Genomic DNA, 12,175 nt, shown 5'->3' with positions numbered 1-12,175 from the left:
AGGCGGTTTTTCAATTTTAAAGTAAGTAAGCTTCTACAATAAAAGCTACGGTGTAGTAGGTGTTAAGCCTTGCCCCAAAAATAGCAGGCGCTGCTGTGCAACATAACAAACCAGCTTCACCGCCATGGCGTAAAGAAGAGTAAGCACTGACACAGCAAAGGCTGGCCCAAATATCGCGGGTTCGGTTATGCCTGCGCCCATGGCAACCCATCCGAGTACCGTCATGATGGCTCCCAGCCATAAACACGAGTTTCCCAGTACCTCAAACACTTTCACACTTTGCTTGATTTAAACTATTGACTCAGCGTGACTGCTAAGCAGAGAACTAAACGCCTCTTTTACATTGCCAACAGAAGTCACTGCCACTGTGAATACAAGTGCTGGTGGCAGGGTAAGAATTAATGATGGTACATCGAGAAATGCGCCTGTGTTGCCAGACAGCATCATTGCAAGAACGGTGAGCGCGACAAAAAACAGAACGCTGAATACAAACATAATGAGAACCTTTTGCGTGTGATTAAAATAATAAAATGATGTTGCTAATGCCTGCCGCCAATACCACATTTGGCAAGCTATTTTGTTTTTAGATAGTTGAATATCTTTTTAAAATTGGACGAAACAATATTGATTGGATCGATGAAATGGAAAGACATCTAGAATAGTGACTTTCAAACAGGGCGCTGGCATCTGACTGATACCTGCGCCCGAAAGTGTTTAGAATGTTAGCTGCCTTAGTAATAAGATAGCTTTTCCGATTTACCGGAGAATATCCGATAAACCATGGCGGTATAGGCAAGAATACAAGGCACCACGATTACCGTACCTACCAGTAGAAAGCGCAGTGAATTGGCATCGGCCAGCGCATCCATAATGGTAAGTTTACCCGGCACTACATATGGATAGTAGCTAACCCCAAATGCCGCGAAGCACAGCACGAAAACCAGCAATGCCAGCGCAAAGGGTAGCCATTCACCTTTGCCATCAGCTTCTGGCAATCTATTCAGTACCACGCCGCACAGCAACAATAGTGCAAAACACAGTATAGGAATGGTCATGAGTACCAGGCCTATTGGACTCTCCAGCCAGAGTGAGCGAACACTATCGTGCAGTGTTAGATTGAGCAAACTCACCGCGATAATGCCGCTTCCCAATATCATCAAACAGCGCTTTGCCCAGTAAAATGCCTTTTGCTGGAGGTCACCTTCAGTTTTAAGGATCAGCCAGCACGCCCCGATAAAGGCATACGCCGCCGTAACACCAAATGCGGCCAGTAGGGCAAAACCCTGGGCGTAAATATCACTGCGTAAACCAGTTACCCAAATGCCAAGCATATAGCCTTGCGATAGTGTGGTGAGCAGAGAGCCGTATTTAAAACACGTATCCCATTTTTTCTTCTTGGTTTGCGCAACCTTAGCGCGAAAATCAAAGGATACGCCGCGTAGGATAAGCCCAAGTAACATGAAGGTAGCAGGCAAATACAATGCCTGAAGCACTTCACTATGGGCTTGTGGGAAAGCGATGAGCAGCAAGCCAACCGCCAATACCAGCCAGGTTTCGTTGGCGTCCCAATAAGGCCCAATAGATGCCACCATATCATCTTTAAATTGCTCGTTTCGCGGTGGGAATAAAACACCTACGCCCAAATCGTAACCGTCCAGAATAGCGTAAAGTAGCACTGCCAGTGCCAACAAACCTATGTAGATATTCCCAAGCATTTCTGTTGACAAGGATTCAAAAGGCATAACGATCTCCTAGTTGGCCTGAACGGTATTAAAACGCGCAAGCTTTACACTATGGCGCTCTTCGTTGGTGATTTCCGCAGTGTTCACGGCTTTGCGACACATAAGAGTAAGGGTGCCCATGTAGGCTACCAACAACACTGAGTAAATAACCGCATATAGCGTAAACGACAGGGCAATGTTGGCCGGAGGCAGGCCGGTTACTGCATCCCGAGTCATAAGTACACCACTCACCAAATAAGGTTGTCTGCCTACTTCTGTCACATACCAACCTGCCAGAGTGGCAATCCATCCGCTGAAACTCATGGCGATAAACACCTTTGTCAGCCATGAGGGCAAGCTATGTCGCCGGTAGAGGTAATAGGCACCGGTCCAGGCAGCTGCCAGCATCAGTACACCCATGCCTACCATCACCCGAAATGCGTAAAATACGGGGGCAACTGGCGGGTGTTCACCTTCAAACTCGTTTAAACCTTTAATTTCTCCGTCCATATCATGAGTGAGAATAAAACTCGCCATATTGGGGATGCCAACCTCAAAATGATTGGTTTTTGCCTCTTCATCTGGAATAGCGAATAACAATAGAGGTGCGCCTTGTTCCGTATGCCAAACGCCTTCCATCGCTGCTACTTTTTGTGGCTGATGTTCAAGGGTGTTCAAGCCGTGCATATCACCCGCCAGAATTTGTAGTGGAATTAAAACCGCCGCGGTATAGGTAGCTGTTTTAAGGGCAATCTTCGGCGCAATTTTGTCGTCCCCCTTATAAAGCCGGTACGCCGATAAGCCCGCAATGAGGAAACTGGCAGTTAAGCCTGATGCCAACAACATATGTGCAAAACGGTAAGGAAATGACGGATTAAAAATAATGGCAAACCAGTCTTTGGCGTAAATAACACCGTCTATGACTTCGTGCCCTTGCGGGGTTTGCATCCAACTGTTTAACGACAATATCCAAAAGGCAGACATGGTTGTACCTGCCGCAACAACGAAGGTAGACAATGTATGTAGCCAGTTGGGCACACGACGAATACCGAATAGCATGATCCCCAGGAAGGTGGCTTCAAGGAAAAACGCCGTTAATACTTCATAGCCCAATAGGGGCCCGGCAACGTTACCGGCTTTCTCCATGAAGCCCGGCCAATTGGTGCCGAACTGAAACGACATAGTGACACCAGATACCACACCTAGCGCGAAAGTAAGTGCAAATACCCGCACCCAAAATCGATAGATACGCATCCACACGGGGTGACCGCTTAGGTTTGAACGCAGCTTGAAATAAAACAGAAACCACCCCAGCGCAATGGTGATGGTGGGGAACAAAATATGAAAACTAATATTCAGTGCAAACTGAAGTCTTGAAAGTATGAATGCATCCACAACAGTCTCCTGATCACTCGGATTTACTAGGAAGTAGCTTGTCTTTGAAATCCAGAATACGCCCTACACCTGCGCCTAGTTTCATTAAGGTGTCGAGTTTCTCTGGCCCTAAGTTTTGTAGCTCTTGCGACCACGCCGTCACTGATTCCAGCAGGTCGTGAATTTCGTGAAGACGCGCTTGTACTTCAGCATCTTTCTCGCCAGTGGGAGAATCCATCATAAGATCGCGAAGCAACGACATGGTTGGGTCTATTTCCCGTTTGCGCCGCTCTTCAAACACACGATTGGCCAGCACCCAAATCGACCCTGCCGGAATAAAGAACTCTTTGCGTTCTCCGGGTACGTGATGTTGCTTAATCAGTTGCCAGGATTGCAACTCCTTCAAGCCCATGCTGGTATTTCCCCTGGAAATACTGAGAGCATCAGCAATCTCCTGGGCTGAAAGGGGCGCTTCGTTTAAAACAATGAGCGCCAATATCTGGCCCACTGTGCGGTTGAACCCCCATCGGTTACCCATTTCGCCGAAGTGCATAACGGCTGAAGTAATAAGTGGTGACATTTTCATGTGTTACTGCCTGCTGAAGTTTCAGAAATTACTGAAAGTTTATGATCTTATTTGACCCAGATCAAATGAAATCAATGTCAGGTGTGGGTTCTTTGATGAAATGAACTGAATTGAGCGCCGCGGATATTGGTACTTGCTAGCCTTACCAATTTCTTGAAATCTTCATGATTTTCCTCGATTCTGTACGTTTAGTTGATCTTGAGTAGATTTCTCAACAGGAATAAGTGCCAATGTGTTCTCAGTTGTACTAGCTTCCTTCAACTGAGTACATTGGGTTTTAGCGTATGTGTTCACGCAACCGCGTTGCCCTTGGTGTTGGTCGGGCCACGCCGGCGCGGTATAATCTCTGCCAATCAAATAAACAGCCTGGATCAGTTTTTCTGCCTGGAGCGATATCACTATGTCCCGGCACGCCTTCTTTCGGCATGTGATATTGCCGTAATAGATGAGCAAGTAGCTCAATGAGTACTTGATACTGAGCTTCAGTATAAGGAGATTTATTACCTGCACTTGAATCAAATAGCTTAGAAAAAAGCGAAGATCTCAGAACAGACATCCATGTCAAACACGACCTTATCGATGTGATGTTTCTCATACTCATCGCGGTGCTTAGCGGTGCAGATGGGGGAAGTCTATTCAGGAATGTGGCGAAATGCAGCTGGACTGGCTAAGGCAGTATAGCCGTTTTGACAATGATATTTCCCCGTCGCTATTGCATCGCGAATATTAACCAAAGCCCAATCCCGCCCTGGCCATGTAGGGGGCAGGAGGCGATCTAAAAAAGCCCGCTATACAAAAAAATATCTAAAAATACGCTAACCCCATACTTGAAAGTGAGGTTGGTGTTCCTTATATCTCTTTAAGATTTTTGTAGGCTGAATACAACCTCAATTCCTTGGCCTTGCATTGATCATTTCTTTTCGGCTGTATTGGATCATGGCAAGGGCAGACCTGTTTTGATTGCTAAGCATGGAGAGAACGTTTTCATGAATACGAAAATATCGAAACAATTTTCGTCGATTAATTCAATCACTTTTATCGGTAACTACCTACCACGGCACTGTGGCATTGCCACTTTTACCACCCACCTTGTCAATGCGGTTTCTGACACCTTTCCCAGTACAGATTGCTGGACAATGGCCATGAACGATCAGCATCACAGGTACAAATACCCTGATGTAGTGCGTTTTGAACTGAGTCAAAATAATCTCAAGGATTACTCCCTCGCCGCAGATTTTCTCAATATTAATCAGCCCGATGTGATTTGCATTCAACACGAATTCGGCATATTTGGTGGTGCCGCGGGCAGTAACTTATTAAAACTGATGCAAGAGGCCCGCGCGCCCATTGTAACAACTCTGCATACGGTGTTAACCAATCCACCCAGCGACTACAGACATGTGATGTTGAAAATCGCAGAACGCTCAGATCGATTAGTTGTTATGAGCCATAAAGCTGTGGATATTCTTCGTGAGGTCTATGATATTCCTGATAAAAAAATCGCATTCATCCCCCATGGCATTCCTGATATTCCCTTTGTAGATCCAAATTATTACAAAGAACAATTTGGGGTTATGGGGAAAAAAGTCCTACTGACCTTCGGGTTACTTTCACAAAACAAGGGCATTGAATATGCCATAAAAGCCCTGCCTGAAATTGTTGAGAAGTATCCAGATATTGTTTACGTGGTGCTGGGCGCTACCCATCCCAACATTTTGCGCGATGAAGGGGAACACTATCGTTTAAAATTACAAAACCTGGTACGACAATTAAAACTGGAACAGCATGTTATCTTTCACAACCGTTTTGTCACCCAGGAAGAGCTTTGTGAATATCTGGCTGCCGCAGATATTTACATCACCCCCTATATCGGCGAAGCACAAATTACCTCCGGCACACTGGCCTACGCGATGGGAACAGGTAAACCGGTGATCTCGACGCCTTATTGGTACGCTGAAGAAATGCTGGCTGATGGTCGCGGTACGCTGGTACCGTTTAAAAACGCACAAGCCATTAGCGATGCCGTGCTTGAATACCTTGAACACGAAGATTTGCGTCATCAAACCCGTAAAAGAGCATATGATTTTACCCGCTCTGCTCGCTGGCGCGAGGTTGCCGCATCCTATATGGAAGTCTTTAACGACGCCGTATACTCTCGTTCACGGGAGCCTAAACCACAACAAACACAATCTTCCTTAGATACAAGAACCGCACAGCTCACTCAGTTACCCGAAATACGCTTTGATCACCTTTTTGCTTTAAGTGATGACACCGGCATGCTGCAACATGCAAAATACACAATCGTTGATCGTCGCCATGGTTATTGTACCGATGACAACGCCCGCGCTTTGATGGTAGTTGTTGAGGCCCTTCACAACAATTTTGTTCACTCCGAGCAATGCCGCAAACTTAGCGATACCTATCTGTCGTTTTTAAGCCACGCCTTTAATGATGAAAATGGCTATTTTCGCAATTTCATGAGCTATGATCGGGTCTGGCTGGAAAAGGCTGGCTCTGAAGATGCCCATGGGCGCGCCACATGGGCACTGGGTAAAGCGGTTTCCCTATTTAGTGGCGCCAGACAACAACCTTTCGCCTCCCATCTTTTTAAACGGGGTTTAGAGGTGACGGAGGGCTTTAACTCACTGCGCGGTATTGCGTTTACCCTACTCGGTTGCACCGCCTATTTGCGTGTATTTTCAGGCGACTCTGAAGTTCGTCGATTACTGGAAAAACTCTCTGAGCGATTGTTTTCTGCCTTTTCCCGCACTGAAAACAAAAACGTACAGTGGTGCTGGCCGGAAAATACCCTGACTTATGATAACGCCCGCCTTTGCCAAAGTTTAATTGAATGCGGCCAAACCCTCGAACGCCAGGATATGATTGACGTTGGCCTACATTCTCTGGATTGGCTGATGAATATACAGTTTGAAAACGATGTGTTTGTTCCCATCGGGTGTAATGGTTGGTATGAGAAGAATGCTGAACGTGCCCGCTTTGACCAGCAACCATTAGAAGCCTGCGCGAGTCTGCAGGCCTGCTTGCTTGCCTACACGGTTACTAAGGAAACCCACTGGCGTGATCGCGCCGTTAATTCATTCAACTGGTATTTAGGTAACAATGATTTAAATATCGCCCTGTACGATGCGAAAACCGGCGGATGTTATGACGGCTTAGAAAGCCATGGTGTTAATCTTAACCAGGGGGCTGAATCCACCTTGTCTTGGTTACAATCGTTAGTTGCCATGCACATATCACATGCTGAAGACAATTTAACTGAGCAACCCAAGAATACTTCAGAGAAGGCGATTTCACTATGAAGATAGCAATGCTTTCTCCTATTGCATGGCGAACGCCTCCTCGTCATTACGGACCTTGGGAAAGTGTGGTCTCTATTCTCACCGAAGGCTTAGTTGCCCGAGGTGAGGATGTGACCTTATTTGCCACCGGCGATTCCATTACCGCGGCAAATTTAAAATCAGTATGCCTTCACGGTTACGAAGAAGATAAAACCCTTATTCCTAAAGTATGGGAATGCTTGCATATTGCCGAGGTCTTTGAACAAGGGGATGAATTTGACATTATTCACAATCATTTTGATTTCCTGCCCCTGAGTTATAGCCACATGACGAAAACGCCAGTGGTCACCACCATTCATGGCTTTTCATCTAAAGACATCTTGCCTGTCTATAAAAAATATAACAAAAACACCCATTTTGTTTCTATTTCAAACAGCGATCGCGCTTCGGCACTTAATTATATTGATACCGTGTATCACGGCATTGATTTATCCCAGTTCGAATTTCACCACAAACATGATGACTACCTGGTGTTTTTTGGCCGTATTCACAATGACAAAGGTGCCAAAGAAGCCATCGATATTGCCAAGCGCAGTGGTAAACGTCTGATCATGGCGGGGATAATCCAGGATGAAGCGTATTTTGACAGATTTATCAAGCCAGCCTTAAGCTGCGATCAAATTCAATATGTTGGTGTGGCTGATCCGGTACAAAGAAATACCTTGCTCAGCCGCGCGGCAGCGTTGCTTCATCCCATTCAATTCGATGAGCCATTCGGTCTGTCTGTCATCGAATCTATGGCGTGCGGTACGCCGGTGATTGCCTTTAACCGCGGCAGTATGCCAGAGCTAATCAAACACGGCGAAAATGGCTATTTGTGTACCAACACGAATGAAGCTGTGCGGGCCGTCGACCGCATTGATGATATAGCACGAGAAAAGTGCCAAGACCATGTAAGACAACATTTTAGCGCTGATGCCATGGTTGATAATTACCTTACTGTTTACAAAAAAATCCTTGCCCAACAATAGCAATACGATGGAAATGTAATGAACAGTGTTAATACTTCAGAAATCCCGAAACACGAACTCAGTATTAAACGTCGCAAATGGAAATTACACCCCGATCCCTCATTGGTAATTTGCCGGCCTCACATACCTTCGGGAGGACCGAGCCGTATACAAGCAATTATCAATCGGGTATTGGGTTTATCGAAACAGGATGCAAATAAATTGTTAGACCGCTTGCGGCTGGATTTTTCAGAACGTCACCGCGATCTTAACAGTATATTGGACGCCAACTTTAAGTTGGTAGAACCCTATGCGCCGAGCAATCTAACCTTGTCGGCCAATCAGAAGATGCTGCTGGGGGCGTATTTTACAATGGAGTATGCCGTTTCGTCGGCGGCACTGTTTAATCCCTCTATAGTCAGGCACCCAGACCAAAGTAATCTTGGGCCCCATGAACTCCGCTTTGTAATGAGTTTGCGGGCCGTTGGTGAAGGGCATATTTCGTCTTTGTGTTTTCGCAGCGGTATCATTAAAGAAGATGGCAGTATCTTATTCGATCCGGTAAGTGATATTGTAGAAATGCCACTACAAAAAAACGAAACACTATTTGATAAAGCGACATTTTTTCAACGTGTTTACTCTTTTACACCAGAAAAAAAAGCGCTCAACGATTTATTGAACCGCCTGCCAGAGCGCTTTACACTGCGGGAAATCGACAATGCGGTCGTGGACATGTTATCGCGGAATGTCGGTGACGAATACGGGCAGTGTTTACATACTGTTCAGTTAGTTGCTCACGCTAATTACGAGATCAATTTTCACAAAACCCGCAGCATTTCAGAACGCGTTATCTTTCCCCTTTCGCCGAGCGAAGTGGCAGGCATTGAAGATGCGCGTTTTGTGGAATTTAATGATGAAAATCAACAAACCTACTACGCCACTTATACCGCTTATGACGGGCATAATATTTTGCCACAACTCATGGAAACCCGTGATTTTTCACATTTCAAAATTTCCACATTTAGCGGTAATGCGGCGCAAAATAAGGGAATGGCCCTTTTCCCTCGCAAGGTAAATGGGAAATACGCCATGTTGGGGCGTTTGGACGGTGAGAACAACTACATCATGTATTCCGACACACTGTCTCATTGGGGAAACGCGACGTTAGTGCAAACCCCCGAGCAACCTTGGGAATTCATACAGTTGGGCAATTGCGGCTCTCCCATAGAAACGGAAGCAGGCTGGCTTGTGCTAACTCATGGCGTGGGGCCTATGCGGGAATATTCCATTGGTGCAGTGTTACTCGATCTCGATGATCCTCGCCGTGTGATTGCAAAATTATCTCACCCCTTACTTCGCCCCCATGAACAAGAGCGGGAAGGCTATGTGCCCAACGTAGTCTACAGTTGCGGCGCATTAGTACATCGAAACGAACTTATTTTGCCATATGCCATGTCCGATATTAGCAGCGGCCTTGTCAGTGTAAACGTGAAGGAGTTACTGGAAAGCATGGATAAGATCTAATTCGAGAGGCGGTAGCTCGCGTTGAGAAGAGCGGGCGGTTTCACTGTCTGAGTTACCGGTTTCCTGAAGCGCCACGCCTAGTGGCGAGCGGAGCAATCGCCAGCAGAGTTCTCGCTGTATTAGAGGCGCCAGTACTGCAATTAATCCCCAATTCTGTCATCGAAGTTCTCAAGTAAATAATCTGCGAACGCTCTTACAGAAGCTGGTTGACCTTTGCGCGAGGGCATCATCAAGCTCAGTTGTGCTTTACCGGAAATCCAATCAGGCAACACTCTTACTAATGTCCCTTGTTGTAGTTCTTCGCGGCACACATAGGCTGGTAAACTGACCAAGCCAAGTCCCTTTTCAGCGGCGTGTTTTAATGTACCCATATCGTCACTACAAAATTGTGGACTAAAGGGGATTGTGGTTTTTACACCTTCAGTATTTTCCAGTGTCCAATGTCCCGTAGTAGTCTGCCAACCGACCTTTAAGCTCGGTCTTTTATAGAGATCATACGGGGATTTGGGGCACCCGGTCTTCGATAAATACTCAGGGCTCGCAAATAAATACCAAGATACAGTGGTTAAGTGTCTTTGAATAATACTTGAGTCTGGTAGTGCGTCGAGATGCCCTCTAATGGCTAGATCTACCCCTGAAGACACAAGATCAATCGCCTGATTAGTAACTTGCTGCTTTAGCTCTACTTTGGGATTGGTATGTAAGAACTCGGGGATTAAGTATTTAATTGCGAACTGGGCTACTCCCACCGAACAACTCATAGTTACCCGTCCGCTTAACGAAGTCTTCCGGGTTTGAATAGCGGCTTCCGCAGCTTCCATCTCATCCAACAGTGCGCGCGCATGCTGATAAAAAATATGCCCTGATTCTGTCACGCTAAAGTGGCGAGAGGTTCTTTGAATCAACTTAGTCGCCAGTCTTTCTTCTAACTTTGCAACGTGTCGGCTAAGGCGAGATTTTGGCATGTTGAGTGCAGCAGCAGCTGGTGAAAAGCCGCGTTTTTCAACAACGTGAACAAAATAAAAGTAGTCGTTCAAATCGATCATACCAATAATCTCAAATAATTATGTCGTTCTAATTATAGAACGGTAATTTCAAAAATTGCCACTACAAGGCCTGATTGTTCTATTGGTAGTATCTAAACCGTGATGAAAAAACACTGAATCGGGAGATAGAACGATGACTGTACAAGTATCCTCAGCGATAAACGGCAATATACTTAAGCTTGGAAATGGCTTTAACGCATTAGCTTTCAGAGAAAAAGATTTCTCTGGAGCAATGGATCCGCTGGTGATGGTTGATCACTACAGAATGACGCAACCCACGTTTGGTGCTCACCCACACGCAGGCCTTTCAGCGGTATCGATTTTGTTCGAAGATAGTCGGGGTGGGTTTCGCAATCGTGACTCGCTGGGCAATGATTTCAATCTTATGCCTGGCGACTTGTATTGGCTAAATGCTGGGGCTGGTGTTGTTCACGACGAATCTCCGCGTCCAGGCGCTCACATTCATGGTCTTCAAGTTTTTGTTAATTTACCAGCTGCCCTCAAGCAAAGTGCGCCTTCATCATTACATGTAAAGTCGCAGAACATGCCAGTCTTTCAGGACAAAGGCGTTCGGGTACGCATCGTTCTTGGCGATAGTAATGGTTTGCAAGGTAAACAATCACCCGTGTTACCCATGACAATTCTCGATGGAACAATTGCTCCTAATGGTTCGTTTTCTCATCAAGTAAACGAGTACGATAGCGCATGGGTATATGCCATACAAGGACAGCTTAGTTTAGAAATCAATGGTGAAAAGAAAAACCTTAGCCAAGGACAGTCCATAGCGTTACCTCAACTAAACGAACAGCCTGTCAATACGCTTCAGTTAAATAATCGCTCTGCAAACGAAACGCACTTTGCGCTCTTTACGGGGCAGCCGGTCAACGAACCTTTTGTACAAAAAGGGCCTTTTGTTATGAGCTCTCACGAAGAAATTGTACAGATCGAAGCTGACTTTGCGGCTGGCAAGCTCGGTAGCATTAACTAGTTGCTCGCTACAAGCAAAGTTTTCAATCAACTCCAATTAGGATATTCCAATGAAAGTATTAGCCATTCCTGCTAGCAATAGCCATAAATCGATTAACAAACAGTTGATTAATTACGCCACATCATTGATGCCCCAGCATGATGTAGAAGTCATCGACATCAACGACTATGAGATGCCAATTTACAGCAGCGATCTCGAGGAGGCTTACGGTATCCCCGAAGCAGCTTCGAGTTTTTTCTACAAAATACAGCAGGCCGATGCGTTACTCATTTCTTACGCGGAGCACAATGGCAACTATACCGTTGCTTATAAGAATCTATTTGATTGGGCAACGCGCGTAAATATGAAGGTTTATCAAGGAAAACCGATAATTATGCTCGCGACTTCACCCGGCCCTGGGGGCGCAAAAAGCGTGTTGGCTTTGGCCAGTGGGTCCGCACATTTTTTCGACGGCCAAGTAAAAGCATCGCTTTCAATTCCGAGTTTTTACGAAAACTTTGACCAGGACTCGAGAACAATAACGAACCCAGAAATGAACGCAAAGCTGCAAGCTGCATTGGCAGTTCTAGAACTCAACTAACGCAATCTTTCAGTGCGTCTGTAGTTAACAAGCTGCACTGACTGCAT

12 protein-coding genes and 1 pseudogene are annotated in these 12,175 nt (G+C 45.8%); 6 read left to right on the top strand and 7 right to left on the bottom strand.

Annotated features, from left to right (window positions below):
• Nucleotides 1–45: 45 nt before the first annotated feature.
• The 6 genes from KO518_RS17730 to KO518_RS17705 form a co-directional block, all read right to left on the bottom strand.
• Entirely contained in the window at nt 46–225 is a 180-nt protein-coding gene (locus KO518_RS17730; protein WP_216027192.1) for a hypothetical protein, read from the bottom strand.
• A gap of 63 nt (nt 226–288) precedes the next feature.
• Nucleotides 289–495 (bottom strand): hypothetical protein, encoded by a 207-nt coding sequence (locus KO518_RS17725; RefSeq protein WP_216027191.1) that lies wholly within the window; start codon nt 493–495, stop codon nt 289–291.
• Between the two features lie 236 nt (nt 496–731).
• Complete coding sequence (locus KO518_RS17720) at nt 732–1,742, bottom strand: cytochrome d ubiquinol oxidase subunit II (protein ID WP_216027190.1); 1,011 nt, start codon at nt 1,740–1,742, stop codon at nt 732–734.
• Nucleotides 1,743–1,751: 9 nt separating this feature from the next.
• The gene (locus tag KO518_RS17715; RefSeq protein ID WP_216027189.1) at nt 1,752–3,116 is read right to left on the bottom strand and encodes a cytochrome ubiquinol oxidase subunit I; all 1,365 of its coding nucleotides are present in this window, start codon (nt 3,114–3,116) and stop codon (nt 1,752–1,754) included.
• Between the two features lie 13 nt (nt 3,117–3,129).
• Entirely contained in the window at nt 3,130–3,681 is a 552-nt protein-coding gene (locus KO518_RS17710) for a GbsR/MarR family transcriptional regulator (RefSeq protein ID WP_216027188.1), read from the bottom strand.
• 277 nt (nt 3,682–3,958) lie between these two features.
• A complete protein-coding gene (locus KO518_RS17705; protein WP_252736269.1) occupies nt 3,959–4,237 on the bottom strand; it encodes an N-acetylmuramoyl-L-alanine amidase in 279 nt (92 codons plus the stop codon).
• Between KO518_RS17705 and KO518_RS20020 the strand changes: the two are divergent.
• The 4 genes and pseudogenes from KO518_RS20020 to KO518_RS17690 all read left to right on the top strand — a co-directional run.
• Nucleotides 4,236–4,418: pseudogene (locus KO518_RS20020) on the top strand (transposase family protein); the annotation flags it as partial. The gene KO518_RS17705 and the pseudogene KO518_RS20020 overlap by 2 nt on opposite strands.
• Nucleotides 4,419–4,667: 249 nt before the next feature.
• Complete coding sequence (locus tag KO518_RS17700) at nt 4,668–7,001, top strand: glycosyltransferase family 4 protein (protein ID WP_216027186.1); 2,334 nt, start codon at nt 4,668–4,670, stop codon at nt 6,999–7,001.
• Complete coding sequence (locus KO518_RS17695; protein ID WP_216027185.1) at nt 6,998–8,011, top strand: glycosyltransferase family 4 protein; 1,014 nt, start codon at nt 6,998–7,000, stop codon at nt 8,009–8,011. Before KO518_RS17700 ends, KO518_RS17695 begins: the two co-directional genes overlap by 4 nt.
• 18 nt (nt 8,012–8,029) lie before the next feature.
• Entirely contained in the window at nt 8,030–9,514 is a 1,485-nt protein-coding gene (locus KO518_RS17690; protein WP_216027184.1) for a glycoside hydrolase family 130 protein, read from the top strand.
• A 140-nt stretch (nt 9,515–9,654) separates the two neighbouring features.
• Here KO518_RS17690 and KO518_RS17685 read toward each other — a convergent pair whose 3' ends face one another.
• The gene (locus KO518_RS17685) at nt 9,655–10,560 is read right to left on the bottom strand and encodes a LysR substrate-binding domain-containing protein (RefSeq protein WP_252736268.1); all 906 of its coding nucleotides are present in this window, start codon (nt 10,558–10,560) and stop codon (nt 9,655–9,657) included.
• Between the two features lie 133 nt (nt 10,561–10,693).
• Between KO518_RS17685 and KO518_RS17680 the strand changes: the two genes are divergently transcribed.
• Together KO518_RS17680 and KO518_RS17675 are read left to right on the top strand one after the other, a co-directional pair.
• Complete coding sequence (locus tag KO518_RS17680) at nt 10,694–11,548, top strand: pirin family protein (protein ID WP_216027183.1); 855 nt, start codon at nt 10,694–10,696, stop codon at nt 11,546–11,548.
• A gap of 49 nt (nt 11,549–11,597) precedes the next feature.
• A complete protein-coding gene (locus KO518_RS17675) occupies nt 11,598–12,128 on the top strand; it encodes an NADPH-dependent FMN reductase (protein WP_216027182.1) in 531 nt (176 codons plus the stop codon).
• The last annotated feature ends 47 nt before the right edge of the window (nt 12,129–12,175 follow it).

It is taken from the genome of Aestuariibacter sp. A3R04 (genome assembly GCF_018860805.1).
GTDB lineage: Bacteria > Pseudomonadota > Gammaproteobacteria > Enterobacterales > Alteromonadaceae > Alteromonas.
This window is presented reverse-complemented; position numbering and strand designations above follow the sequence as displayed.